Consider the following 25,328-nt stretch of genomic DNA (forward strand, 5'->3'; position numbering starts at 1 on the left):
AGATGTGCCTGTCCGCAGAAGCGAGCTTCACGGCCGCCGCGATTCTGATGCCTGCCGGAGTATTGAGCACCTATCGCGCCTGGCAGACCGATCGGCGATACCTCGCGATCGCTGCCCTGCCATTCCTGTTCGGTCTCCAGCAAGCGACGGAAGGGCTCGTATGGACTGCCGGACAGTGGGGCGATCAGGACCTCGTGACGCGCTATTCGCTGGCCTACATGTTCTTCACTTGGCTCGCCTGGCCGGTCGGCGCGCCGGTCTCGACCTACTTCATCGAGCACGGGCGGCGCCGGAGCCTCTATTTGTTCTTCGCTATCGCCGGGGGCATGCTAGGCGCACTGCAATATGTGCCGTATTTCGCGCATGAAGGCTGGCTGACGACAACGTTCCTCGAAAGGGCAGTCCGCTATCAGGATGTCAATCTTCTCGACTTCGTGGTGACGCGCGAAACAACCTATGGCATCTACGCTGCGCTCGTCACCGTTCCATTCCTGTTGTCGCGTGACCGTGCCGTAAAGGTCTTTGGCTTGCTGGTCCTGGGTGTTCTTGTGGTGACATACACATTCTTTGCCTATGCCTATATCTCCGTCTTCTGCTTCGGCGGAGCGCTCATGTCGCTTTATCTTGTCGCGATGACATTGCGTAAGCCGCGAACCGGTTCGGCTATGGGGACTGTCTGACAAGCCCCCAGACCGGCACTGCCAAGTCGCTTGCGGAGACCTAGGCGGTGTGGACGGATTGCCGCATGTCGTATGGCGAGGATTCCTCTGAAGCGTATTGTCTGATTCATGGAGAGCCGACTGATTTGGAGGTCGGCGATGTCCACGAAGATGACGGATGCAGACTGGTCGGTGGCGCTGGAGGTGTTGCGTGCCTCGCTGCCGCGCCGGGGCGACAAAGGTCGGGACGACCGGCTCTTCCTCGAAGCGTTGCACTACTTCTCGGTTCACAACATCACCTGGCGGACGCTGCCGGAGCGGTTCGGCAAGTGGAACAGCGTCTGGAAGCGCTTCGACCGGTTGAGCAAGGCGGGCGTGTTCGAGACCTTCTTCGATCATCTCGCCTCACTGTCGTCCTCGGCGCACCTCGTGCAGATGTTCGACTCGACGATCGTGCGCGCTCATGTCTCGGCGGCAGGCGCCAAAGGGGGCAGAAGGGTCAGGCGCTCGGCCGCTCGCGCGGCGGCTTCTCCACCAAGATCCATCTGAAGACCGATTTCGACGGCCATCCCATCGCCTTCGACCTGACCGGAGGCGAAAAAGGCGACGCACCGCATTTCCCGATCCTGCTTGGCCTCGGTCCCGACGTCGATCCGCGAGCAGTTGTCGGCGACAAGGGTTACGCCAGCAAGGCCAACCGGCAAGCCGCCCGTGCTCGCGGCATCATCCCGGTCATTCCGCACAAGGCCAACGAGAAGGATAAACCTCGCTTCTTCGCAAAGGCCCTCTACCGAGGACGGGCCCGCATCGAACAGGCCGTCGGCAAGCTTAAGCGCTTCAAACGCGTCGCTCTACGCTGCGAGAAGACCAAGCGAAACTTCGCATCCATCGTCGCTATCGCAGCCGGATTCACCTTGGTCAAATCCGTCCACACCACCTAGCGCCATCGCTCGATTGGGAAGACTCCACGAGGCGCAGGGCGGCTGCGGAAATGCTGATGAAGCAGCGAGCTGGAAGGAGCTGGCGAAGAGACCGGCATCGCCCACAGGCGCAATTCGATCTATTTCCATCGATGATGACACTGCAGGACGGGAAGCTTGTTCTTCGCTTTTCCAAGGTCAGGCCTTACGAGTGGACGTCCGTCCGAGGTGGCCCCTTTCGAGGGGAGCGATGGGAGCTTTGCTCGGACGGCTCTCGGCCTGTGGCTCACGCAGTTCGACGTCCGCATCGGCGAGATTGGCGATGATCGGGCAGTCTGGTCGTCCGTCGCCATGGCAATGCTGAGCGAGGTTGCTGAGCGTCGCGATCATGTCCTCTATGGCCTGCCTTTTGTCCTGCAGGTCCCGCACGTGCTGGAGGGAGATTGCCTTCACATCGGCGCTGCTGCGATCCCGGTCGCGCCAAAGCGCGAGAAGATCGCCGATCTGTTTGACAGAGAAGCCGAGGTCCCGAGCCCGACGGATAAAGCGGAGCGCATGAACGTCATTGTCCGAATAGTCACGATACCCCGATTCCTGTCGGGTTGCCGTTTCCGTAAGTCCGATGGATTCATAGTATCGGATCATCTTGGAGTTGACGCCCGAACGCTTCGCTGCCTCACCGATGTTCATGTTCCAAACTCTCCTACTGCGGCTCGGCTGGGGTCACTCGGCCGGAACAAGCGCCGGCCGATGCGCCCGCCTCGCGGGAGTGGAGTCCACGGTCATCGGCGGTCGGAAGCGCTTCAGACGGAGCGCATTGCCGAGCACGAAGACGCTCGATGCCGCCATGGCGCCTGCCGCGAAGATCGGCGAGAGCAGCGTTCCGTTAAACGGATAGAGGATGCCGGCCGCCACCGGGATCAGGCTGGCGTTGTAGGCGAATGCCCAGAACAGGTTCTGCTTGATGTTGCGGATCGTCGCCTTGCTGAGCGCGATGGCGTTGACCACGCCGCGCAGATCGCCTGACATCAGCACAACATCGGCCGCTTCGATCGCCACATCCGTGCCGGTCCCGATCGCGACGCCCACATCGGCCTCGGCGAGCGCCGGAGCGTCGTTGATGCCGTCGCCGACAAAGGCCACGGTTCCGAAGCGCTGGCGCAGCGCCTTGATCGCCTTGACCTTGCCGTCCGGCAGAACCTCCGCCATCACCTCGTCGATACCGAGTTGCCTGGCGATGGCGGTGGCGGTTCTGGCGTTGTCGCCGGTGATCATCGCTACCTTGATCCCCAGCCGATGCAGCGCTGCGATGGAATCGCGTGTCGTCGGCTTGATCGGATCGGCGACGGCAATCGCTGCCGCGAGCCGGCCGTCGATCGCGGCATAGAGCGGGCTCTTGCCCTGGCTCGCCAGACTCTGGCCGACCGGCTCGACCTCCGCGAGGTCGTAACCGAGCTTCTTCATGTAGCGATCCGCGCCAATCTCGACTTGACGGCCATCGACGGTCGCAGCGACGCCGAAGCCCGGAACCGCCTCGAAGTTCTGGACGGTCCCAAAGGTGAGAGCGCGCAGCTTCGCGGCGGCGACGATGGCCTCGGCAATCGGATGCTCGGAGCGTTCCTCGACGGCGGCGACGAGAGACAGGACGTCGGACTCCCCGAACCCGTTGATCAGCGAAAGGTCGGTCAGCTCCGGCCGCCCCTTCGTCAGCGTGCCCGTCTTGTCGAGCGCGATGGCCTTCGCGCTCCTCAGCGTCTGGAGCGCTTCGCCCTTGCGGAACAGGATGCCCATCCTCGCGGCGCGTCCCGTGCCAACCATGATCGACGTCGGCGTAGCGAGACCCATGGCGCAGGGGCAGGCGATGATCAGGACAGCGACGCCGTTGACCAGCGCGAAGGCGAGCGCCGGATCGGGACCGAACACCAGCCAGATTGCGAAGGTCAGTGCCGCGATTCCTATGACGATTGGCACGAAGACGCCGGTCACGCGGTCGACCAGCGCCTGGATAGGTAGCTTGGAGCCCTGCGCGGCTTCGACCATGCGGATGATCTGCGCCAGCACGGTGTCGCCGCCGACCTTGGTGGCGCGGAAGGTGATGCTGCCCGTCTTGTTGATCGTGCCGCCGACGACTGCCGCGCCCGCGCCCTTCTGAACCGGGATCGGCTCGCCCGTGATCATGGACTCGTCCACGAAGGAAGAACCATCGAGCACGTCGCCATCGACCGGCACCCGCTCGCCGGGACGCACCTGCACAATGTCGCCGGCAACGACCTCGGACAGGGCAACCTGTACCGCTTTCCCGTCGCGAAGGACCTGCGCCGTCTTTGCCTGCAGGTCCATCAGCTGTCTGATCGCTTCGCTCGTGCGCCCTTTTGCGCGCGCCTCGAGCCAACGGCCGAGCAGGATCAGCGCGACGATCACAGCCGCCGCTTCGTAATAGACGTTGTGGGTGCCTTCCGGCAGCAGGTGAGGCGCGAAGGTCGCGACCACGGAATAGGCCCAGGCCGCTCCGGTGCCGAGGCTGACCAGCGTGTTCATGTCAGGGCGGCCGCGCAGCAGCGCCGGGACGCCCTTGATGAAGAAACGCAGACCGGGGACGAACAATACCAGCGTCGTCAGAGCGAACTGCAGATACCAGTTCCCCTGCTGCCCGATGGTCTCCATCACCCAAATATGGATTGCCGGAACCAAGTGGCTGCCCATTTCGAGAACCACGACCGGCACGGTAAGGACCGCCGCGAGCATCAGCGCATTGCGCAGCGACCGCATGTCCCGCTCGCGCCGAGCGGCCTCCCGATCCTCGGCAACCGCCCCATTCGTCACCAGACGCGAGCCGTAGCCGGCGCTTACTACCGCAGCAATCATATCCGAGGCGGAAACAGAATTGTCGAGATACCGGATCCGCGCCTTCTCCGTGGCGAGGTTGACCGATGCATCAAGAACGCCGGGAAGCGCCTTCAAGACCTTCTCAACGCGTCCGACACAGGACGCACAGCTCATTCCTTCGACGACGAGTTCCGCCGTCTCGCTACCGACCTCGTAGCCGGCGGTCTCGACCGCGCCGACCACGGCAACCGGGTCGGGTTGTGCGGAAAAATCGACCTCGGCGCGCTCCGTCGCGAGATTGACCGACACGCGCGTCACCCCTGGCAGTGCCTTCAAGGCCTTCTCGACCCTCCCCACGCACGAAGCGCAGGTCATGCCTTCGATGCGTAGCCGCAACGTTGCGGATGGAGAGGCGAATGCGGTTGAGGTCGGCATGTCGTCAGCTCCTTGAATCACAGCTGACCGCGAACATGGTGCTTCCAACAATGGGAAGGTCAACGCCGACTGGTGCATTTTTTCGGCGGGCAGACCTATTGACCTTCCCATTGTTGGAAGCACCACCTTCACTCACGGAGTGCCAAATTGAGGAAAAAAGCCATGGTCTATCTGAAAATCCCCAACATGAACTGCGGCGGTTGTGCTGCGACCGTCACCAAAGCTCTCAAGAGCATCGACGTCGACGCCAGGATTGACGTCGACACGGCGCTGAAGACCGTAAAGCTGGAGAGCAAGGCAGACGTCGAACAAATCAGCGCGGTGCTCAAGTCGGCAGGCTATCCCGCAGAGGTTCAGCCCGGCTGACGCGCCTTTCTCTCGGGGCAAGGACAGGCGCTGGTCCGCTGGCCTGGAGCGGACCGGCGCTGTAGTGCGTTGTTCGGTGCGGAAACGCTGGGAGCCGTCCACCATTCCGGAGCCATCCCGATGCGCCGTGAAGCCGAGATCAACGACGCCGAGATCACCGAACTGTGCTCTCAGATCATGCCGTCCGAACAACATGAGATCGAGCAGACGGTGGGAGTTCTGACGCGACTTCAGGCACGGAGCTCCGTCCTCGGCAAATCTGCGGTCCGGGTGCGGGACGACGGTATATGCCCGCGCCTCGTCCATTCAAGAGCCGATCACGGCTGACGGTCCCGGCCACTCGAAATGCGGCAGCGTCGCAAAGGCAGCGTAGCCGAGCGCAATGGCCACCACCGTAGCGGCCGCCAGCGGGAGCCAGAAGCGAACCGGTCCCGCAACGGCGGCGACGGCCAGGCGGCCAATGGCATTCGTAGCGAGCGCCAGAAGCACGGCGTGTCCGACCGCCTCCATGGTTGCCGGCTGTCCGAGCAGCCGCAACGCGCTGAGCACTGCCACGTCGACATCGAATATTCCCGAGATGGCGGAGGTCGCCACCATCCCGCTGCTGCTTCCGACCGAAAGAGCGGCGCTCACGGTGGAGACGACCGCGAAGAGCGCCGCGAACAACATCAGCGGCCCCACCTCGAAGGGGTTGCGCGGCGGTTGCGTACCTTCGCCCGAAATGGTGTGGCGCGACAGCAGGAGGAGAATGCCGCAGGTCGCAAAGCCGCCGATTGCGGCCAGGATGGCCAGACCCGCGACGCCCAGCACCGACGGCGCGACGATGGCGACGATTGCCGTGACCCGTATCACGGATACGCCCGCCGCGAGGATCGCGGCACCTGCCAGCGGCCAGGGATTCGTTCCGGTCTTGGCGATCCGCGCCAGCGACAGAGTTACGGCGGTGGACGAGATGACGGCTCCGGCAAGACCGCTGACCAGAATACCCCGGGTCGTGCCGAGAGCCCGGACCGCGATGTAGCCGAGGAAGGAGATCGCCGCCGTCAGCACGGTGAAGAGCCACACCTGCCGGGGATTGAAGCCGCCCCAGGGATCGACGGCTCGATCGGGCAGCAGCGGCAGGATGATCGCCGTCATCACCGCGAGCACCAGAGCCGAACGAAGCTCGATCCAGGAAATTCGCCTGAGAAGCCCGTGCAGAAGCTCGCGACTGGCGAGAACCGCGGCGAGCGCGGCCCCACCGGCGGCGGCGGCGCGCTGATCCCCGACGACGGCAAGCGCCCCCAAGGCGAACACGCCCAGCGCGGCGATGATGCCGGTCACGCTGTAATCCTCATCGTGGAGGGACTCGCGTGCCTTGTACCAGGCGAAGACCGCGGTGAAGGCGAGGAAGCCGGCGATCAGAATGGAGGGAGCATCAAGGCTGGCGCTGAGAGCCGCCACCACGCCGCCGAGCAGTCCGGAGATGCCGTATGTTCGGATGCCCGCCGCGCGGCCGCCATCCGGCGTGTCGCGCTCGCGCCACCCACGCTCCAGGCCGACGAGCAAGCCAATGGCAAGTGCCAGACCGAGCTGCAGGATCAAGAAGTCCATGGCGTGGCCCGTGATGGATAAGTCACGTCATCAGCGCAGCTGATCATGACGGTCGCCTGTTCGTCTGAGCAGCACCTTGTCGCACCGATAGAATTGATCCCAAAGCGCTGCCACGACGCCGGCGAGAACCAATTGCCGCCTCATGCCTCGACCTTGACGATATCGCCGGACCGGGCGGCGTATTCCAGGGCATAGGCGAGTTCGGCACGCGTCTCGGCATGGACATGAAGCATTGGCTGGCCCTTGTCGATCTCGTTGCCCAGCCGCACGTCCATGCGAACGCCGGCGGCCTTGGCCTCGGGCGCTCCAGCGAGTTTTGCAAGCCGGGCGAGCTTTCGATTGTCGATATGGACGATGCGTCCTGCATGCGGGGCCACAAGCGGATGGACGTTGGACGCAGTCGGAGGTGTCCGCATCCCGCCCTGCGCCTCACAGATGGCTTCGAACTTCGCCCAGGCGCGCCCGTCGGAGAGCGTTTCGAGCGCCAGTCGAGTCCCTTCACCCGTTGCCACTTTTCCGCCGATTTCGAGCGCTGCACCCGCAAGCGTCGCGGCGCGCCTCCTGAGATCGTCCGGCGCATCGCCGGCATTTTGAAGGACAGCCAGGACATCGAGAGCCTCGAGCGCCGGCCCGATCCCCCGGCCGACCGGCTGTGAACCATCGGTCTGGAGACATATCGCGGTCAGGCCGAAACGCGCGGCGACCGCCCCCATGCGTTCGGCGAGGTGACCGGCGAGTTCCTCGCTGCGGACCTTGGCGGTCGGGCCGACAGGAATATCGATCACCACATGGGTCGAGCCCGCGGAAATTTTCTTCGACAGCACGGACGCGATGAGCTGGCCTTCGGTATCGACATCGAGCTCACGCTCGACGCGCACGAAGATGTCGTCGGCGGGACTGAGATGCACCGCGCCACCCCAGGCGATGCAGCCGCCTTCAGCCTCCACCACGCGCCGGAGCGTCGCAATGTCGAGGTCGACTGGAGCGAGCGTCTCCATCGTATCGGCCGTGCCTGCCGGCGAGGTTATCGCGCGTGAAGAGGTTTTGGGCATGATGAGGCCCTGCGCTGCGACGATCGCGACAATGATCGGCGTGGTGCGATTGCCCGGCAGGCCGCCGATGCAGTGCTTGTCGACGACGATCGGGGCATCCCAGCGCATACGCTCGCCAACCTCGACCATCGCGCCGGTCAGATCGGCGGTCTCCTGCTCGTCCAGAGGCAAGGCGGCGCCCGCCGTCAGGAATGCGGCAAGATGCACGTCGGTGTATCGTCCGGCGACAATGTCTTTGACAATCGCCGTGAAGGCGGATGCGTCGAGGCGGTTGCCGTAGATGCGCCGGCGCACGCTTGCCAACGATTCGATCGCCGGCGCATGTGTGACTTTAACGGCTTCGCCGTCCGCAATGCCGAGGATCGTCCAGGCGGTCTCAGAAAGAGCGACCTCGTCGAGCGCGATCAATTCGCCGCCCTCTATCTGAAAGAGCGTTGCCTGCACCTCCCGATTGCCTGTCGAAACAAGAACCTGCGAGCGTGCGGCAAGGCCCTCCGAACGGCAGACATGGCAGTCTGTGCGCATGATGACCACGGCCTGATGCTGGGTGTGCAGGCCAAGACGCTTGGCGCGGAGCATCGGCTGTGCAAGGGCGTCGGTCCGTTCGAGGGCTGCGGTCATAGATCGAACACCTGATCCTGACGGGGAACGCTCGCGCTCCATCCGAGATCCCTGTCGATGCGTACGCGCAGCGCCTCAGCGGCTTCGGGCTCGCCATGCACGATGAAGACACGCGAGGGGCTGTGACGGAAACCCGAGAGCCAGTGCATCAGGTCGTTGGCGTCGGCGTGAGCCGAGAGCATCGTCAGATCGTCGACCTCTGCGCGAACGGGAATCCATTGGCCGTGGATCTTGATCTCGCTTGCACCCTGCAACATGGCACGTCCGCGCGTTCCGACGGCCTGGAAGCCGGAGAACAGGATGGTGTTCTTCTGTTCGGGCGCGAAAGCCTTCAGATGATGGAGCACGCGACCGCCGGTCGCCATGCCGCTCGCCGAGATCACCACCTTGGGATAGGGGCTCGCCGTGATCGCCTTGGACCCTTCGACATCTCTCGTATACGTAGCAATTCCGCAGATCGCGCCGCAGACCTCCGGTGTGAGGCGATGATCAGCAGGGTGCGCATGAAGCAAATCGGTCGCGTCGATCGCCATAGGGCTGTCAAGATAGATCGGAATGTTCGACAGCCTGCTGGCGGTCTTCAGCTTCCACAGATGATAGAGCAGCGATTGTGCGCGGCCGACCGCGAAGGCCGGGATCACGACGGTGCCGCCGCGTTGGACTGTGCGCTCGATCACCGCGCCGAGAACCTCGGTGATGTCGCCCGGTTTATGAATGCGATCGCCGTAGGTGGATTCGATGACAATGAAGTCGGCTTCCGAGACTGGCTCGGGATCCGGCATGACCGGATCGCCGTAGCGTCCGAGATCGCCGGAGAAGGTAACGCGACGGCCGGCCCAGCCGATATCCGCGGTTGCAGCGCCCAGGATGTGCCCAGCATGGCGGAACATCAGCGTCGGACCGCCAGGAAGCTGAACGAGCTTTCCAAAGGGAACGGCTGAGAAGAACTCGAGCGCGCGTTCCGCGTCGCGAACTCCGTAGAGCGGCAAGGCCGGCTTGTGCTTCGAGAATCCCTTGCGGTTGGCGTATTCGGCGTCCTTCTCCTGCAGATAGCCGCTGTCTTGAAGGATCAGCTCGGCCACATCGCGCGTGGCCTCGGTTGCGAAGATGCGGCCGCGAAAGCCGTCGCGCACCAGCTTCGGCAGATAGCCGGAATGGTCGAGATGGGCATGGGTCAACACGACGGCGTCGATGCTGGAGGGCTCGACCGGCAAGGGCTCCCAATTCAGCTCGCGCAAGTTCTTGAGGCCCTGGAACAGGCCACAGTCGATCAGGATGTGCTTTCCATCATGAGTCAGGAGATGTTTCGAGCCAGTGACGGTGCCGGCACCGCCCAGCGAGGTCAGCGTAAGCATGGCGGCCTTCAGATCACGGGTTGGAAAAGATCGGCGGGGTTACCCCTACTGTCGACGGCGGCGCGTTCGGCGGGCGTGAGCAGATCGTCGCGTGACCAACCGGCAAGCGGGGTCGCCGCATCGATCAGGTGAGCCCAGGAGCAGCGATTGGCGAACAGCATGCCGTCGACATCGAGCGTGCCGCCCCGGCTGATATAGCCGCGCGCGGCGGTTCTCAGCGGTCCCCCGTCCAGCCGCCTCAACAGACCAAGCATCGGCTCGGGCCGCGTATGAGTGACGATGACGCGGGGAAGCTGCGGGGGAAATAGTGCGGCGAGATCCTCGTCGCTCGCGGTGAAGGCGGCCTCGATCGGGTCGCGCGGCGCACGGAAGCGACCCGGTTCCGCCAATGCCGTCACGACGGCTTTGAGGCCACGGGCCGAGAGGCGTCGTGACGCCTTGAGCGCCTCCTCGAGCTGATAGGCCCCGACCGCCACCAGTTGCAGGTCGGCTTCGCCGGGATTGCCATCGATATGGGCCGCGCCCTCGGACACGAACCGGCCAGCCGCCTCGCCGTCGAGCCGGTGCGGCATGTCGCGCTTCGATACGATCAGGCAGGCTACCTGGCCGCGTCCGTCATAGACCGATCGCAGCGCGGCCATTGCGCTGTTCGCGTCGACTGGAAAGAGCACCCGGGCTGTGTCCGACATCTCGCCGAGCAGTGCCTCGCCAATCGTCGGGTCCTGGTGCGATTGCTCATTCTTGGAGTTCTCCCAGGTGTGGGAGGTGACGACGAGGGGCACCGAGATCCAGCCGGACTCCTGACCGACCTCGCGACGACGCCGGGCGAAGACGATCTCCTGACGGAGGCCGCCCAGCATCTTCATGGCGAAGGCCTCATAGCTGACGATCAGGTTGAGCCCGCCTTTGTTGGCGAGCGCCGCACCTGCAACTGCTTCCTCGTTGAGCGCGGTGATGACGGCGCCATCAACGGCTTCGGCTACCCCGGGCTCGGCGACGTTGACGCGATGCCGCAGACGATCGAGCGCGGCGCCCATATGGTTGGAGCGCAACTCGTCGGGATTGCCGAGCCGCGGCCGTAAATCCGGATTGGCATCGACGACGCGCACGAACCAGCGGTCTAGCGCATGCATGGCGCAGTCCGGAGCATCGCCCACGCGGATCCATTCGGGTTCGGGGAGCTGGGGTGACGGCGGGCTTCGCAGTGCGAGGGGATGGCGGCTTTCGAGCGGCCGGTTCTGCGGGTCGTGAATGGCAAGCGCGCCGACCGCGCGGTCAATCTCTTGCAGCGGAACGAAGAGCGCTGCTGCAGCTTCGTTGAAGGCGTTTCGTGCCGCGTCATCGCGCGACGGGTTGCCGTCGATCGGAAGGTTGTGCGCCGCATTGGTGCCGGCGCCCGGAAAGCCGAACCCCTTGATCGTCTTGGCGATCACATAGGGGATGGGCGCGGGATAGACGTGATCGGCATCGGCGGCGAAACGTCCGAGCCGCTCCTCGGCCGTGAGGATCGCCCAGGCGAACGCGGCCGGGTCGCGGCCGTCGATCGCGAAGGGATCGAAGCCGTTATGGCGAAGATGGGCCGCGAGCCAGTCGGCCCCGCCCTGCTGGGCAATCTGAGCGCGCTCCTCGATGCGGCGTCCGTTGAGGATCATGATGGGGATCGCGAGGCCGGAATCCTCGGCGCGCCACCAGCGGGGTGTCCAGTCGGAGCCGCGCTGCTCCTCGAAGGCACCGTCACTCAGGAAGGCGATGAGACTCTCTCCGGGAAGCGGCATGTGCACATATTGCACCTCCGCGAAACCAAGATAGCCTCCCTCCGAGATCGCCCCGGCGGTGTTGGGACCAGCATGGCTGCCCAGCGGGACCGCGGCGCGACCCTCCGCATCGATCGCATAGGAATAGAAGTCGGCCGCGAGCTGAGAGAGCCCCTTCTCGGTCCGGTCGTAGCGGCCTTTCTGCGTCGGCGAGACGTCGCCAGTCAGCGCATTGACGGCCTCGATCGCTGCGACGCAATGGCCTTGCCCCATCAGCCACGAGCGGGTCTTGGCGGTGATCGTGTTGGCGGTGAGATAGCCGACAAAAGCAGGAACCATGTTGAGCGAGCCACCGGTATGGCCTTCAGGCGTCGGCTTGAACGCAGCGGCCGGCAGCGGCGCGCCGGAGAGATTGACCCGGCTGGCATAGGTCATGTGGACGACGGTCCACATCGCCGCGCAGGCCAGACGGTCGGCAGCGGCGAGCAGCCGGTAGAGCCTGTCGGGCGCCATGTATCCCGAGGCTGCGAGTGCTGCAACACGCTCGACCGTCTCGGCGCTGTGCTCGATGGGCCCGTAGCCCTTCTGCCAGATCGCGAATGCGTCCGATGTCATTTCACTCATGTTGCGCTATCACCTTTTCCTTGTTGTGGGACCGGCGTCCGCGTTCGACTGACGCCGCTTGTCCATGGCGGAGGATCGCTGGCCGGAAAGGAGTCGATGCCGGCGCGTTCGACTTCATCGAGCGGTTCGGCCGGCCGCCTGTGGCGGACAATATCCCGCGGGACATTCCGGGCGGCCGAGATGGCGGCGGCTATCAGGGGTGCGAGACGGATGGCGTTGCTCGCATGCAGGACAGAATCGCTCGAAACGATTCTGTCGGCGACGGCCAATAAGCGCTGGTAGGAATCCTCGGCGAAGAGGCCATGGATGACGGCGCAGACGGGCCGCGCGAACCCCTGGAGCGGAAGCTTGCATGCGGCTTCAAAGAGCGTGTCGCCGGACGACGCGATGTCGTCGACGAGGACCGGCCGGAGGCCGCTCCATTGCGAGAGGTCGGGGAGCTCGACGTCGACGCTGCGGTCGCCGTGCCTGGTTTTGCTTAGAACGGCATGGGGTGCGCCGATGCGCGCGGCAATGGCCGAGACCCACTGCTCGCTTTCCTCGTCCGGCCCGATGATGAGAGGCTTCTGCACCTCAGCCGCGATCCAGTCGGCGAGAAGCGGCGCGGCATGAAGCGTCTCTGTCGGGATCGTGTAGAGTGCGGAAAGAGCGGCATAGCGATGAAGGTGCGGGTCGACGGTCACCAACCGGTCGAAGGTCGAGGACACGAGGCGGGCAAAGGTCTTCGAGGTCACCGCTTCGCCGGGCAGAAAGCGACGGTCTTGCCGCATATAGGCGAGATAGGGCGCAACGAGCGTGACCTCGCGCGCACCGAGCGACCGGGCCGCATCGGCCGCGAAAACGAGACGCAGGAACCCGTCATCCGGCGGCGCCAGGGTGCAGACGAGATCGACGGGACGGTTCGCAATATTGGAGAGAATCCGAACGTAGGTCTCGCCGTCGGGAAAGCGGCGCGTCTCGATCGCACCCAGTTCCCATCCCCCGGACTCGGCAAGATGTCGGGCGAAGATTTCGTTTCCGGGCAAGGGAAGGATCAGGCGCATGGATCATGCTCCTCATTTCTTCCGGTAGAACCGCAGAAACTGCGCGTTGATGGCGACGATGACGGTGCTGGCCGACATGAAAACGGCGGCGACGGCTGGGGTCATCAGGAAACCCGTTCCGAAGGTGATGCCGGCCGCCATCGGGATGGCAATTGCGTTGTATCCGGTCGCCCAGATCAGGTTCTGTACCATCTTGCGGTAGGTGGCGCGTGACAGGCCGAGGATCGCGGCCACATCGCGCGGATCGCTTCTGACCAGGACGACGTCGGCCGATTCCACGGCAACGTCAGTGCCAGCGCCGATGGCGATCCCGAGATCGGCCACGACCAGCGCCGGCGCGTCATTCACGCCGTCGCCAACCATGGCAACCTGCAGTCCGCGCGCCTGCAATTCCTTGATCTTCTCGGACTTCTGATCCGGCAGCACCTCGGCGAAATATTCAGCTATGCCCAGTTCGTCCGACACCGCTTGCGCGACCCCCTTGGCATCGCCAGTGAGCATCACGGAGTTGATCCCGAGCGCCTTCAGTTCGGCGATGGCCTCCTTCGATTCCTGCCGGACGATATCGGCCAGCGCGAACAGCGCGCGCGGCTCGCCGTCGCGGACGAGCACGACCACTGTCTTGCCCTGGGCCTCCAATTGCTTGAGCCGCTCGTGGCCGATCGCCTTGCCCTGCCTTGCGAGGTGGCCGGGGCTGACGATACGGATGTCGGCGCAGTCAACCTTTGCGACGATGCCCTCTCCGGTGATGTTGCTGACCTCGCTTGCCTTCGGGACGGTCAAGTTGCGATCCCTGGCCTCGGCGACGATGCCGTGGGCGATCGGATGCTCGGACTGGCTCTCGGCCGCTGCCGCCAAGGCGAGTTCTTCGTTCTCGTCACCGCCGGCGAGCAGCACGATGTCGCTCACGCCAAACCGGCCCTCGGTCAGCGTTCCGGTCTTGTCAAAGACCACCGCATTTAGATTGCGCGCGCGTTCAAAGGCCGCGCGGTCACGGATCAGAAGTCCGTTTCCGGCGCTGAGCGAGGTGCTGACGGCGACGACGAGCGGAACGGCAAGCCCGAGCGCATGCGGGCAGGCGACGACCATCACCGTCACCATGCGCTCGAGCGCGAATTCAAGCGACGCGCCGAGAACGAGCCACCAGACGAAGAGCGTCCCGAAGCCTACGGTAAGGGCGATGTAAGTGAGCCACGAGGCAGCACGGTTGGCGATGTCCTGCGTCCTGGAGCGCGTCGCCTGCGCCTTCTTCACGAGATCGATGACCTGTGCGAGATAGGTGGCATCGCCCGTGGCGGTCACCTCGATGGTCACGGCGTTGGCGCCGTTGATCGCGCCGCCGATGGCGGTGGCACCGACGGTCTTGGAAACCGGGCGGGATTCGCCGGTCAGCATCGCCTCGTTGAAGCCGGACGACCCCTCGATGATCTTCCCGTCGACGGGCACCTTGGCGCCCGGGCGGACGAGAACCCGATCGCCCGGCTGCAATGCGGAGATGGGGACCTCTTGCATCGAGCCGTCGGCGCCGATCTTCGTAGCGCTGTCAGGCAGCAGCCGGACCAGTTCCTCGAGCGCGCGCGATGCACCCATCACGGAGCGCATCTCGACCCAGTGGCCGAGAAGCATGATCGCGACCAAAGTCACGAGCTCCCAATAGAATGGCTCTCCCGGAAAGCCAAAGGTGGTGGCGGCCGAGAAGAAGTAGGCGGCCGAGATCGCCAGCGCGATCAGAGTCATCATTCCGGGCTGCCCCTTGCGCAGCTCGGACAGGAAGCCGGTGAGAAACGGCCAACCCCCATAAACATAGACGATCGTTGAAAGAGCGAAGAGAACCAGTCCATCTCCCGCAAAGGCCAGCGTCTCGGCAACGCCAAGCCAGTGCTGGATCATCGGCGACAGAAGCAGGACCGGCGGCGTGAGAAGGAGTGTGACCCAGAACCTTCGGCGGAAGTCGGCGACCATCGCACCATGATCGTGCCCGGCATGCTCGGAATGACTGGAACCGGCCGCTGCCACGATCTTGGGATCGGTGTGACGATCGTCTTGGCGCCTGCCGCCAGCGTGATCGGCATGACCATTGTGATCGTGGGCATGTGGCCGGTCAGAGGTCATTCTACGAGATCCTGCTGTTTGCTACGGCCTTTGGGAGACCATGGTGCTTATGGAATGCTCGACGAGATTCGGCCCGCGCGCCAGCGACGTGAGCGCCATTTCGTGCCGAGCCAGCTTGGTCGCCGGTTCCCCACGGCACGTCTTTGATCGAGGTTAAGTTCGCCGATGGGCCAAAAGGTCATAGGTGAAGCTCAATCTCGGTGTCGTACTCCGACGGCCGAGCGGTAGCGGCCTGCCGTGTCGGATTGTGCGAGGCTCGGGCGGCAGACGATTGTCGAGACGGTAACCCCAACCCACGGACGGAGAGGCGCCGAGCCACCCGGCGTGCACCAGCCTGAGCATGCCGGACCTCAGAACCGGTTGCATTTGCCGCCGTTCCAAAACTCCAGTGCCGGAAAAAATGTCGCCGACACGCTACCATCATTTGTGCGACAAACCTGCGCTTCATCCTCCCCTGGCTGAGTTCGCTCGACCGGAATCCGCACTACGGCCGCCACGAACCTTCACCATAGGGCTCCTGCATACGCGGCCGATCGACGTGGGAGGCGAGATGGGTCTGGTCCCGAGCGCGGGATGAAGCCGGCTATCGACAGGCCGCGCCCATGCAACCGGGACTGGAGCAGACGTGGAGACCATCTCAGTTGCCTTGATCCTTCTGCTAGCCGTTGTGATCAGCGGTGCGCTCGCGCGCATGTCGCCGATCGCCCTACCGCTTCCCCTTTTTCAGATCGCGCTCGGCGTGGTCATCGCGTCGGTGGCCAATCTCGGCGTCGAACTGGAACCGGAGATTTTCTTCCTGCTGTTCCTGCCGCCGCTCCTGTTCCTGGACGGCTGGCGCATCCCCAAGGAGGGTGTGTTCCGGGACAAGGGCACGATCCTGGAGCTTGCCTTCGGCCTGGTCGTGTTCACCGTGGTCGGCGTCGGCTTCCTGGTGAACTGGATGATCCCGGCCATGCCGCTGGCGGTTGCTTTCGCGCTGGCGGCCATCGTCTCGCCCACCGATCCGATCGCGGTGTCGGCCATTGCTGCCAGAGTGCCCATTCCCAAGCGGCTGATGCACATCCTCGAAGGCGAGTCGCTGCTTAACGATGCGTCGGGCCTGGTCTGCATGCGCTTCGCGGTTGCCGCGACCCTGACCGGTACATTCTCCCTCGCCGAGGCCGCCGGCACATTCCTCTGGGTTGCGATCGGCGGCATCGCGATCGGCATGGGAGTGACCTGGTCGGCGACCAAGGCGAAGAACTGGATCTCGCGCAAATTCGGGGAAGAAACCGGCTCGCAGATCCTGATCAGTCTGCTGATCCCCTTCGCCGCCTATCTTCTGGCCGAGCGTCTTCATTGTTCGGGGATTCTCGCCGCGGTCGCGGCCGGCATCACCATGAGTTATGTGGAGCAGACCGGACAAGCGCTCGCCGTCACCCGTGTCCGTCGCAGCGCCGTCTGGGACACGGTCCAGTTCACCGCCAACGGAATCATTTTCGTTCTGCTGGGCGAGCAGCTCCCTCAGATCCTGGCCGGGGCGGCGCAGGTCGTGCACGAGACCGGGCATCACGAGCCGGCCTGGCTCCTCGTCTACGTCGTCTCCATCAACCTGGCGCTTGCGGCATTGCGGCTTCTTTGGGTTTGGACCTCGCTGCGTTTCACCTTGTTCCGGGCTGCGCGCCGGGGTGAAGCTCTCGTCACGCCGAGTTGGCGTCTGATCGCCGCCATGTCGCTTGCAGGCGTGCGCGGAACGATCACGCTCGCCGGCGTTCTGACCTTGCCGCTGGTGATGGCCGACGGGACAGCGTTTCCGGCGCGTGACCTCGCCATCTTCCTGGCCGCCGGCGTGATCATCCTGTCGCTCGTCGCCGCCAGCATCGGCCTGCCACATCTTCTCAAGGGGCTGGAACTGCCGCCGGAGCCTTCGCATCAGGAAGACGAAGACCGCGCCCGGATCGCCGCGTCCGAGGCGGCGATCCGGGCCGTCGAGCGGGCCCAGCATGATATGGGCGAGGGACGCAGCGACGCCGATCTTTACGTGGATGCCGGAGCGCGGATCATGGAGCTTTACCGCCAGCGCATCGATGGCCGTTCCAAGACTGGCGAGGAGCGCGATCTCGCCCGGAAGATCGACGAGATCGAACGCAGGCTGCGCCTGGCCGGCTTGCGTGCCGAACGCGACGAGATCTATCGCATTGTTCGCAGCCGGAGCCTCACAGACGAGGCGGCGCGCAAGCTGGTCAGGGAAGTCGATCTGCTGGATGCGAGATTCAGAGTAACGTGAGGAACCTTCGATAAGCGCACAAAGGTGCCGCAACACGACCGCGGCGTCGCTTCAGGACGACACTCATAGGTTTTGCGGGAGTGCTGAGCCGCGCCAACAAAGGGCGCGGCTCGATCTCCGAGTGGTGCGATGCAGGGCCTGCTAGAGCCTCGGCTTTGAGGGGATCGTGGCCCCACCCGTCATCGTCGGCATTTGCGGATCGCCCGGCGGCATGGATGACATATACGCGGGCGCCTGTCCGCTTGGGAAATCCTCCTTCTGGACGTCGAGAAACTCGTGACGTTCACGCTCCTTTTGGGGACGCGTAGACGGATAATAGTCAGCGAAAGCAGGTGCCGCAGACAGCAGCGCCACCATGCCACCGAACAGGATCTTCCTCACCCACAAGCATTCCAAGGTGATCGAATGGCTGGGCCGACACCCGCGCTGGACGTTCCATTTCACGCCCACCTCGGCGAGCTGGCTCAATGCCGTCGAGGGCTTCTTCGCCATCCTCACCAAGCGCCGCCTCACGCGCAGGGTCTTCAAGGGCGTCGTCGATCTCCAGGCCGGTATCAACTGCTTCGTCGTCGATCATAACCAGCAGCCAAAGCCCTTCGTCTGGACCGCCGATCCTAACAAAATCACCGCCGCCGCTGCCCGCGGCCACCAAGTGCTAACTTCCGTCCGATAGCCCTTGGGCATGTCAGCGCGGCAATCCTATCGTCGCACCGGATGTCCGATCTTCGGCTAGCGACCAAAGGGGAAGTTCGACCCCAAGCGGAAGTTCACTCGCCCTCGGTTAAACTCACACCCATGACCCGAAGCCAACTTCCGCAGCAGTGCTGGAGGTGACCGCTTGCGCCTTAATCCCGGCCGTTGAAATCAGCTTTGCCGATGCCTGAAAGCAGACATTGCTGACGACACGCGAATCCGCCGGATTGTCTTGCTCCACTAGCAGTCTCAGCGGAGGCCTCTACCTGCATGCAGCGGCCGCTAGCGCATCTGTCGAGTGCAGTGCTGCGGAAGTCGAAGTAGTTTAATCTAGAAAATACCTCCAGATATTCTAGTCAAAGTCCATGCGATAGAAAGGTTTGATGCGCGATGGGTGGCGCTAGCCGGTTGATGTCCCGGCAATAGCTGACGGTTCAGTTTCCAAATTGGTCAGCTGAACCGATGGATCATTTCTAAGAGCCGATCACAGGATCGAGCGAGGCTCCGCGTCGGCGCAGTCGCGACACCAAGTAAGAGCCCGGAAGCGGCGCCGTCGGGCGTCGCATACCAGGGTGAAAGCGGCGCCGGAAACATGCCGAACGTCAAAGCTTCGCGTGCCACGGCCACGTCCGATGCTCTCTTCGACAACTTAAGCAGCACGGCCAATCCGGGCGCAGCAACGCGATCCGCGCCGACCGACGCTTGAAAACAATCCAGAACCGCCTGTCGCTTGGCGGCATAGGCGCGCTTGGTGCGCCGGAGATGGCGCATATAGTGACCTTCATGCATGAACTCGGCAGTCGCGAGTTGCACCGCGGGGCCAGGTGGCGGCGCGAGACACGCTGCCACCTCCGCGAACCGGGAGATCAGTTCGACCGGCGCGACCAGAAAGCCAAGCCGAAGAGTCGGACTGATCGTCTTGCTGAACGAGCCGATGTGGATGACGCGCCCGTCCCGGTCGAGCGACGCGAGCGCCGGCGCAGCCCTTCCCGCCAGTTGCAACTCGCTCAGATAGTCGTCTTCGATCACCCAGACCTGGTTCGTCGCTGCCCATTCGAGCAGACGAAGGCGCCGCTCAAGCGACAAGGTGACCCCCAGTGGCGCCTGCTGACCGGGGGTCACGAGGACGAGCTTGGCATCAGGGTGATGGCGAAGCCCGTGATCGATATCGATACCGTGGGCATCAATCGGGATCGGAGCCAGGGATAAGCCGGCCAGTTCGAGGCCCTTTCTCGACCATGGAAAGCCGGGATTCTCAACCCACGCGATTCTGCCGCTCAGGCTGAGAGCGCTGGCCACCAGTCCCAGCCCGGCGCCAAACCCTGCGGTGATGATGACCTGCGATGGCAGGCAATTAATGCCGCGGGCGACGGCAAGATAGCCTGCGATTTCGCGCCTCAGCTCAAGCTCGCCGCGAGGGTCGGGATAAAGAGGAGGCGCACTCGCCTCGGCGCGGACCGCGTGCGCGCGAATGCGCGCGAATAGGGTTGCCGGGAAGGTCTCGGTTGCCGGCACGCCCATTTGGAAGAACGCGGGTCCCTGCGTCATTTCCAGATAGTTCTCCAGGAACGAGCCGACGTCCGGCGGCAGCTCGCTCTTGGTCGCGGCGCGGGGGCGTTGAGCGACGTGTGTGCCCGTCGCCCTCGATGCCTCGATCAACTGGGCGGCGGCGAGCTTCTCGTAGGCGGTCCGCACTGTTCCGCGCGCGACGCCGAGTTGGGCAGCGAGATCCTGCCATGATGGTAAGCGCGCACCCGGCTCCAGCACGCCATCTTCGATGGCTTTGGCCAACGCCTTTCGGATCTGCTCCGACAGAGGAGCCTTGGCCGAACGATCGACATTCAAGTTCAGTCGCTTATTCACGCCACCATAGTACACGATTTCTTCGTGTTCTTGGTTCTTTTGTCTGGCCCAAAATGGGTCATCTTCCGGGGCATCAGAAGGAGAAACCCCGTGAAGGCCAGAACCATCATCCCTGCCATCTGGATCGCGTTTGCCTCCGTGATCGCCGGGCCCGCCTCGGCCCATGACGGTCAGACCGAGACGGTCGCGCGCAAATTCGGCCAGGCGATTCCGAACATCCCCGGCAAGTCGCTCGTGGTCGTGGAAGTCGACTATGCGCCGGGCGCGGCTTCCCCGTCGCACCGGCACGCCAAGTCAGCGTTCATCTATGCCTATGTGCTTTCGGGCGAGATCGAATCGAAGGTGAACGACGGCGAGACCCGCATCTACAGTGCCGGCGAGAGCTGGTCCGAACCGCCGGACGCGATCCATTCGATCAGCCGCAACGCGAGCAAGACCGAGCCGGCGAAATTGCTGGCGGTCTTCGTCGTCGATTCCGACGACAAGACACTCACCACCCCCGTCAAGTGAGATGGAAGTAACCTGAAAATGACCAACAGGCTCGATTACAATCAGATTGCTCCCAACGGCGCCAAGGCGCTCGGCGGCGTCTATGGCTATGTCCTGCAGAGCGGCCTGCCCGGCGAACTGGTGGACCTTGTCTATCTGCGGATCTCGCAGATCAACAACTGCGCCTATTGCCTCGACATGCACACGCGCGAACTCATCAAGAGGGGCGTGAAGGTCGAGAAGCTCGCGCTGGTGCAGGCGTGGGCGGAAGGCGGCAGCCTCTTCAGCCAGGCCGAGCGTGCCGCGCTCGCCTGGGCCGAGAGCGTGACGCTCGTCGCCGAGACCGGCGTGCCGGACAGCGCCTACAAGGCCGCGCGGGAGGTTTTCGACGAGAAGCAGCTCGTCGACCTCACAATCGCGATCAGCGTGATGAACAGCTACAATCGCATGGCCATCAGCTTCCGCAACACGCCGCAGGCCGTGCTCGAAAATTGATGGAGTACGAGCCATGCCCATGGATGAGATTTCCGGGACAAGGATCCCCGACAGCAAGATTGCGCGTGAGGTGACCGAGTTCATTCGGGACACCGAAGGCGATCTGCTCTTCCATCACTCGGTCCGGGTCTATTTCTGGGGAGCCATGACGGGAAGCCGGAGGGGTATGACCTTTGACCCGGAGCTGCTCTATACGGCCGCCATGTTTCACGACATCGGCCTTACCACCCGCTATGAGAATAGCCAGCTACGCTTCGAAGTGGACGGCGCCAATGCCGCGCGTGATTTCCTGCGGGAGCATGGCATCTCCGAAAGCGATATCGAGATCGTCTGGAACGCCGTCGCTCTCCACACCACGCCTGGCATACCGGAATTCATGCGCCCGGAGATCGCGCTGGTGCAGGCGGGGGCCGGCATGGATGTCGCCGGCCGCGGCTATGACGAATTTACTGACGCGCAGCGCGATTCCGTCATCGCCGCCTTCCCCCGGGAAGCCGACTTCAAGCACGGGATCATCGACGCCTTCTACCGGGGCATGAAGCACCGTCCGCACAGCACGTTCGGAACGTTCAACGACGATGTCCTGGCGTTCAAGGATCCGAACTTTCGGCGGGTCGACATGTGCAGCATCATCCTTGCTTCAAACTGGAATAGCTGAACGGAAGCCGCTTCTGGTCCGAAGCCGAGGCTTCGATCCTGGACTCATCCACACCGGCATTGTGACGGGTCAGCCTGCCCGGTTCCGAGCCCGGGAATGCCAGGCACTGCCAGTCCGACCGTCCGCTTTGGCCGTCTCTGACCCCAAACCTGCCAGTCCGCAATCGGTCCCCGAAGCAGACGTCTAACCGGCGGCAGTGGCGGTTGATTTGCTGACGCGTCGACAAGACCTAGCCTAGTCGAGCCCCTGTGCCGGCTGCACAGAGGCGCGGTCCCGGTAGCCACTACAACCTGATGTTGTGGCTAATTAAACGGCAACAAGCGTTGGTGTTTCGGAACGACCGCTTGCGCGCACGTCGCCAACGGCAAGGCTGAACGTCTTAGATTGCGCTAATATCTTTGAAAAAGTCGGGGGTGATTGCTCGCGAGGTTCTTCGTACACGGCGGGCCAAGTAACGCCCCGGACTTTTTCAACGATGTCCCGCCATAAGCGGACATTTCAACCACTCAATCGACACCGTCATATGTGAACGACTGGAGCGCGTCGGCATCGACAATCCTTATGCGATTGTAACCCAGTTCGACCCATCCTTGCGTTTGCATTCGTTTGAGCAACCGGCTGACGACGTCGCGCGACGCGTTGGCGATCTCGCCAAGCTCGGACTGCGTCATCATGACCTCGTGCGGCGGCGGTGAAGGATCGGCCACCGATGCACCTGAAATTCGCAATAGCGCGGCCGAAATGCGACGGTCCGTAGAGCGAATGAGGAGATCGCTGACGACGTGGATCGCCAGCTTCATGTTTTCTTCAGCCAGCGCGCCAATCCGCTGGATGGCCGATGGATCTTCCGTCCTTAGCTTGTTGACCCCAGCGATGGGGAGGTGCAGTGCGGAGCCGGGTTCGATCGCACGAAACGTGAAGACGCGAGTTTGGCCCGAAAGCGCTGGACCGGTACCGATCCAATTGTATCTGCGAAGAACATGAGCCACGCGCGATAGCGACCGCCCGACCATCACCTCGGCGGCAAATCCGCCCTCCAGCAGTCCGTATATGCCACCGGCGGCATCGCCGATGCGGTAGAGGTACTCGCCTTTGGCGAAATTGACCAAATAGCCCTGGCGAAAGAGCGCATTCTGGAACGAGACCGGCTGGCGCGAAAGCCAACCGGCTGAAGCAAGAATGCGTTCAGCGTCGGCCCTGTCCATTCGCACTGCCCCTCATTGCCCTCATAGCCATAACCATTTTTTTTGACGATTGTTGTGTTTGCAGCAAAGGGGCCAAAAAATCGGTGTTACACGCGACCCGTTGTTTTTGGGGGAACCGAAATGATCTCACGCCGGACTTCACGTTACGCTGCGATTGGACTTGCATTCACCCTCTCATTAGGCGCTGCGGTGCCCATCGCGTCTGCCTGTACCAGAATTTTCCTGAACGAAGCTGGCGGACCATACGTGGTCGCGCGCAGCATGGATTGGGCGACGACCACGGAGCCGGTCCTGACCGTGCTTCCACGCGGGATGGCGCGCGACGGGTCCATGGCCGGGCCCCACGCCGTGTTCCCGAGCAATCCGATGAAATGGACCTCCAAATACGGCAGCGTCGTCACCACCATCTACGGGGTCGGCACCGCTGACGGGATCAACGAGAAGGGACTTGCCGCGCATATGCTGTATTTTCCGCCCGCCGATTTCGGCGCGCGCGACGAAGCAAAACCCGGCATCCAGTCCGCACTGTGGGCGCAGTACGTGCTAGACAATTCGGCGACGGTCGCGGAAGCGATCGAAAACGTCGAGAAGGTTCAGATCATCCTGGTCGAAGTCGATGTCGGCGGACAGAAGCAGCGCGGCACCGTTCACCTTGCGATCGAGGATGCGGCCGGCGACTCGGCGGTGCTCGAATATATCGACGGCAAGCTGGTCGTCTATCATGGCCCGCAGTACAAGGTCATGACTAACGCGCCGGCCTACAATGAGCAGTTGAAGATGCTCGCCGAACGCGACTTCGCAAACCCGACGATGGAGACCGACGTTCCCGGCAACGTCAACCCGCGCGACCGTTTTCAACGCGCCAGCTACTACCTCTCGACGTTGACAAAGCCGGGGACGGAACGCGCCGCGATCGCCGGCATGTTCACGTTGATCCGCTCGGTCTCGATCCCGTTTGGTGCACCGGTCAACGACTCGACGTTCGACACCGAATATCGCGTCGTCAGCGACCTCAGCAACAAGCGCTATTATTTCGAGCTCACCACCGGGCCGAACGTTGTCTGGATCGACGTCGACAAGCTCAACCTCGATCAGGGCGCGCCGGCAATGACGCTCGATCCCCACAACGACGATCTCACCGGCAACGTCACCGACAAGTTCCAAGCGGCGACGGCGCCGTTCTGAGCTAGTATCAACACCCGCTGCCCCGGGGGCCGCGGGTGTGGATGATGCCATGACAACGAATACCCGCCCCAGGTCAAAAGAGTACCTCGCGGCACATGGCGGCCCGTTCTACGATCTGCAATCCGACTCGAGCTTCTAAGAGAAGGCGCCTTTCGCGCAGGCCCCCGTGCTTTGCATCGCTTGGGGCGTTCCGGTCGTCCTTTCGCCGCTCGTCCGCGTCGATGTTCTCTCGAAAATCAGAGGGACCAATTTGGATCAGACGACGACGTTATCCGCGTCTACCCGAACGCCGCTTTTGAGGGTTCCCACCGTGAAACTGACAGTCCGCTTTCGGCCCCAATCAAGACTCGCGACTTCCTGAACGAGACGTTCGCTTCTGGCACTCCTTGCTCATTTGGGTGGACAATACAAACAGCCGCTTTCCACCCTCCTGCGACATTCGGAATTTCTGCTTCGGGGCAGGGTCAGAATGACCTTCCACGACCGGGACGGAGGTTTCTGCGCGGGTACCAGGCGTCAGATTCTATCCACAACATTCGTTTGGCTCACTTGAAGGAAGGATGTTTGTTAGGGAGCTGCAGGTCCTCGTTGGCCCTCGCAATTTCCGCATCGAACGCATCATGATGATCGCCGTGGCTACTGACGAACTCTTTGACCGAAGACGCTGCCGATCTTTCACACCAGTTAGCAAGTCGCGCGCGTTCTTCGCTTTGCTTTGGTCCGTAGCGCTCTCTGATAGCGAGCAACGCACCGATGCGCGCTGCATTCGCCGAACGGACCACAACTTCCGTCGCCTCAGCTTGAGGCAAACCGGAGATCACCTCGCTTCGAACGTGCAGCATGAGCTGTTGCGCATCGCCGACACTGCCTCTTGTCCTTTCTATGATCGATGGATCGTATTGAGCGCAATATACTACAAGATTGTGAGCAATATCTGCTTTCGCAAGAATTCGCACGAGACTGTCATCATCGGCGGCAAACGCTGGTGTCAAACAAGCGGAAAGTAGAATTGCGCCTGTTCCGATTTTCCACTCGCGTTTCATTGTCGAGTCCCTGGGGGCTGGCCTCTGTATTGAGCCGTCCTGATTTAGAGGACGCCAGTCAGGACCGCACC

Annotated in this window: 20 protein-coding genes and 2 pseudogenes; 11 read left to right on the forward strand and 11 right to left on the reverse strand. The window is 63.1% G+C overall.

Going from position 1 to position 25,328, the window contains the following annotated elements; translation table 11 throughout:
• The first annotated feature begins 2 nt into the window (after positions 1 to 2).
• The 3 genes and pseudogenes from V5F78_RS24320 to V5F78_RS24330 all read left to right on the forward strand — a co-directional run bounded on the left by V5F78_RS24320 (position 3) and on the right by V5F78_RS24330 (position 1,600).
• A complete protein-coding gene (locus V5F78_RS24320) occupies positions 3 to 680 on the forward strand; it encodes a DUF6629 family protein (protein ID WP_298314247.1) in 678 nt (225 codons plus the stop codon).
• 150 nt (positions 681 to 830) lie between these two features.
• Positions 831 to 989, forward strand: a pseudogene (locus V5F78_RS24325) (transposase); the annotation flags it as partial.
• A complete protein-coding gene (locus tag V5F78_RS24330; RefSeq protein ID WP_394015559.1) occupies positions 989 to 1,600 on the forward strand; it encodes an IS5 family transposase in 612 nt (203 codons plus the stop codon). The pseudogene V5F78_RS24325 and the gene V5F78_RS24330, both read left to right, overlap by 1 nt.
• A 177-nt stretch (positions 1,601 to 1,777) precedes the next feature.
• Here the strand turns inward: V5F78_RS24330 and cueR are convergent, their stop codons facing one another.
• Entirely contained in the window at positions 1,778 to 2,269 is a 492-nt protein-coding gene (gene cueR, locus V5F78_RS24335; protein WP_298314249.1) for a Cu(I)-responsive transcriptional regulator, read from the reverse strand.
• 33 nt (positions 2,270 to 2,302) lie between these two features.
• Entirely contained in the window at positions 2,303 to 4,840 is a 2,538-nt protein-coding gene (locus V5F78_RS24340) for a heavy metal translocating P-type ATPase (protein ID WP_394015558.1), read from the reverse strand.
• A gap of 162 nt (positions 4,841 to 5,002) precedes the next feature.
• On the opposite strand from V5F78_RS24340, the gene V5F78_RS24345 reads away from it, so the two are divergent.
• Both V5F78_RS24345 and V5F78_RS24350 read left to right on the forward strand, forming a co-directional pair.
• Complete coding sequence (locus tag V5F78_RS24345; protein ID WP_213375400.1) at positions 5,003 to 5,206, forward strand: heavy-metal-associated domain-containing protein; 204 nt, start codon at positions 5,003 to 5,005, stop codon at positions 5,204 to 5,206.
• Between the two features lie 120 nt (positions 5,207 to 5,326).
• Complete coding sequence (locus V5F78_RS24350; protein WP_213375401.1) at positions 5,327 to 5,533, forward strand: hypothetical protein; 207 nt, start codon at positions 5,327 to 5,329, stop codon at positions 5,531 to 5,533.
• Here V5F78_RS24350 and V5F78_RS24355 read toward each other — a convergent pair.
• The 6 genes from V5F78_RS24355 to V5F78_RS24380 form a co-directional block, all read right to left on the reverse strand.
• The gene (locus tag V5F78_RS24355; protein WP_213375403.1) at positions 5,513 to 6,799 is read right to left on the reverse strand and encodes an MgtC/SapB family protein; all 1,287 of its coding nucleotides are present in this window, start codon (positions 6,797 to 6,799) and stop codon (positions 5,513 to 5,515) included. The genes V5F78_RS24350 and V5F78_RS24355 overlap by 21 nt on opposite strands.
• A gap of 140 nt (positions 6,800 to 6,939) precedes the next feature.
• Entirely contained in the window at positions 6,940 to 8,472 is a 1,533-nt protein-coding gene (locus V5F78_RS24360; protein WP_213375404.1) for a thymidine phosphorylase family protein, read from the reverse strand.
• On the reverse strand, positions 8,469 to 9,827 hold the full coding sequence (locus V5F78_RS24365) for an MBL fold metallo-hydrolase RNA specificity domain-containing protein (protein WP_394071851.1): 1,359 nt from the start codon (positions 9,825 to 9,827) through the stop codon (positions 8,469 to 8,471). The genes V5F78_RS24360 and V5F78_RS24365 overlap by 4 nt, the downstream gene beginning before the upstream one ends.
• An 8-nt stretch (positions 9,828 to 9,835) precedes the next feature.
• Entirely contained in the window at positions 9,836 to 12,205 is a 2,370-nt protein-coding gene (locus V5F78_RS24370; protein ID WP_394071852.1) for a phosphoketolase family protein, read from the reverse strand.
• On the reverse strand, positions 12,202 to 13,248 hold the full coding sequence (locus V5F78_RS24375; RefSeq protein ID WP_213375406.1) for a ribose-phosphate pyrophosphokinase: 1,047 nt from the start codon (positions 13,246 to 13,248) through the stop codon (positions 12,202 to 12,204). Before V5F78_RS24375 ends, V5F78_RS24370 begins: the two co-directional genes overlap by 4 nt.
• A 12-nt stretch (positions 13,249 to 13,260) precedes the next feature.
• Positions 13,261 to 15,360: a heavy metal translocating P-type ATPase gene (locus V5F78_RS24380; RefSeq protein ID WP_394071853.1), complete on the reverse strand. Its 2,100-nt coding sequence runs from the start codon at positions 15,358 to 15,360 to the stop codon at positions 13,261 to 13,263.
• A gap of 625 nt (positions 15,361 to 15,985) precedes the next feature.
• On the opposite strand from V5F78_RS24380, the gene V5F78_RS24385 reads away from it, so the two are divergent.
• A complete protein-coding gene (locus V5F78_RS24385; protein ID WP_394071854.1) occupies positions 15,986 to 17,626 on the forward strand; it encodes a Na+/H+ antiporter in 1,641 nt (546 codons plus the stop codon).
• Between the two features lie 373 nt (positions 17,627 to 17,999).
• Positions 18,000 to 18,299 (forward strand): annotated as a pseudogene (locus tag V5F78_RS24390) (IS630 family transposase); the annotation flags it as partial.
• Between the two features lie 470 nt (positions 18,300 to 18,769).
• Here the strand turns inward: V5F78_RS24390 and pdxR are convergent.
• On the reverse strand, positions 18,770 to 20,197 hold the full coding sequence (gene pdxR, locus V5F78_RS24395; protein WP_509210864.1) for a MocR-like pyridoxine biosynthesis transcription factor PdxR: 1,428 nt from the start codon (positions 20,195 to 20,197) through the stop codon (positions 18,770 to 18,772).
• Between the two features lie 75 nt (positions 20,198 to 20,272).
• On the opposite strand from pdxR, the gene V5F78_RS24400 reads away from it, so the two are divergent.
• Genes V5F78_RS24400 through V5F78_RS24410 form a run of 3 tightly spaced genes read left to right on the forward strand, consistent with a single transcriptional unit; the run spans position 20,273 to position 21,824 of the window.
• Entirely contained in the window at positions 20,273 to 20,692 is a 420-nt protein-coding gene (locus V5F78_RS24400; protein ID WP_394071855.1) for a cupin domain-containing protein, read from the forward strand.
• A gap of 18 nt (positions 20,693 to 20,710) precedes the next feature.
• On the forward strand, positions 20,711 to 21,166 hold the full coding sequence (locus V5F78_RS24405) for a carboxymuconolactone decarboxylase family protein (protein ID WP_394071856.1): 456 nt from the start codon (positions 20,711 to 20,713) through the stop codon (positions 21,164 to 21,166).
• Positions 21,167 to 21,179: 13 nt separating this feature from the next.
• Positions 21,180 to 21,824 (forward strand): HD domain-containing protein, encoded by a 645-nt coding sequence (locus tag V5F78_RS24410; protein ID WP_509210863.1) that lies wholly within the window; start codon positions 21,180 to 21,182, stop codon positions 21,822 to 21,824.
• A 506-nt stretch (positions 21,825 to 22,330) separates the two neighbouring features.
• Here the strand turns inward: V5F78_RS24410 and V5F78_RS24415 are convergent.
• On the reverse strand, positions 22,331 to 23,029 hold the full coding sequence (locus V5F78_RS24415) for a Crp/Fnr family transcriptional regulator (RefSeq protein WP_394071858.1): 699 nt from the start codon (positions 23,027 to 23,029) through the stop codon (positions 22,331 to 22,333).
• Positions 23,030 to 23,275: 246 nt separating this feature from the next.
• On the opposite strand from V5F78_RS24415, the gene V5F78_RS24420 reads away from it, so the two are divergent.
• Positions 23,276 to 24,214 carry a linear amide C-N hydrolase gene (locus V5F78_RS24420; protein ID WP_509210862.1) on the forward strand — a complete coding sequence of 313 codons (939 nt, stop codon included), beginning with the start codon at positions 23,276 to 23,278 and terminating at the stop codon, positions 24,212 to 24,214.
• 545 nt (positions 24,215 to 24,759) lie between these two features.
• Here the strand turns inward: V5F78_RS24420 and V5F78_RS24425 are convergent.
• Entirely contained in the window at positions 24,760 to 25,257 is a 498-nt protein-coding gene (locus V5F78_RS24425) for a hypothetical protein (RefSeq protein ID WP_394071860.1), read from the reverse strand.
• Between the last annotated feature and the right edge of the window lie 71 nt (positions 25,258 to 25,328).

It is taken from the genome of Roseixanthobacter glucoisosaccharinicivorans (genome assembly GCF_043195095.2).
Lineage (GTDB): Bacteria > Pseudomonadota > Alphaproteobacteria > Rhizobiales > Xanthobacteraceae > NCEH01.

What these genes read in the sequence shown, in the direction of transcription:
- V5F78_RS24320 (WP_298314247.1), top strand. Translation starts at nt 3, where the DNA reads ATGTGCCTGTCCGCAGAAGCGAGCTTCACGGCCGCCGCGATTCTGATG.
- cueR (WP_298314249.1), bottom strand. Translation starts at nt 2,269, where the DNA reads ATGAACATCGGTGAGGCAGCGAAGCGTTCGGGCGTCAACTCCAAGATG.
- V5F78_RS24340 (WP_394015558.1), bottom strand. Translation starts at nt 4,840, where the DNA reads ATGCCGACCTCAACCGCATTCGCCTCTCCATCCGCAACGTTGCGGCTA.
- V5F78_RS24345 (WP_213375400.1), top strand. Translation starts at nt 5,003, where the DNA reads ATGGTCTATCTGAAAATCCCCAACATGAACTGCGGCGGTTGTGCTGCG.
- V5F78_RS24350 (WP_213375401.1), top strand. Translation starts at nt 5,327, where the DNA reads ATGCGCCGTGAAGCCGAGATCAACGACGCCGAGATCACCGAACTGTGC.
- V5F78_RS24355 (WP_213375403.1), bottom strand. Translation starts at nt 6,799, where the DNA reads ATGGACTTCTTGATCCTGCAGCTCGGTCTGGCACTTGCCATTGGCTTG.
- V5F78_RS24360 (WP_213375404.1), bottom strand. Translation starts at nt 8,472, where the DNA reads ATGACCGCAGCCCTCGAACGGACCGACGCCCTTGCACAGCCGATGCTC.
- V5F78_RS24365 (WP_394071851.1), bottom strand. Translation starts at nt 9,827, where the DNA reads ATGCTTACGCTGACCTCGCTGGGCGGTGCCGGCACCGTCACTGGCTCG.
- V5F78_RS24370 (WP_394071852.1), bottom strand. Translation starts at nt 12,205, where the DNA reads ATGAGTGAAATGACATCGGACGCATTCGCGATCTGGCAGAAGGGCTAC.
- V5F78_RS24375 (WP_213375406.1), bottom strand. Translation starts at nt 13,248, where the DNA reads ATGCGCCTGATCCTTCCCTTGCCCGGAAACGAAATCTTCGCCCGACAT.
- V5F78_RS24380 (WP_394071853.1), bottom strand. Translation starts at nt 15,360, where the DNA reads ATGACCTCTGACCGGCCACATGCCCACGATCACAATGGTCATGCCGAT.
- V5F78_RS24405 (WP_394071856.1), top strand. Translation starts at nt 20,711, where the DNA reads ATGACCAACAGGCTCGATTACAATCAGATTGCTCCCAACGGCGCCAAG.
- V5F78_RS24410 (WP_509210863.1), top strand. Translation starts at nt 21,180, where the DNA reads ATGCCCATGGATGAGATTTCCGGGACAAGGATCCCCGACAGCAAGATT.
- V5F78_RS24415 (WP_394071858.1), bottom strand. Translation starts at nt 23,029, where the DNA reads ATGGACAGGGCCGACGCTGAACGCATTCTTGCTTCAGCCGGTTGGCTT.
- V5F78_RS24425 (WP_394071860.1), bottom strand. Translation starts at nt 25,257, where the DNA reads ATGAAACGCGAGTGGAAAATCGGAACAGGCGCAATTCTACTTTCCGCT.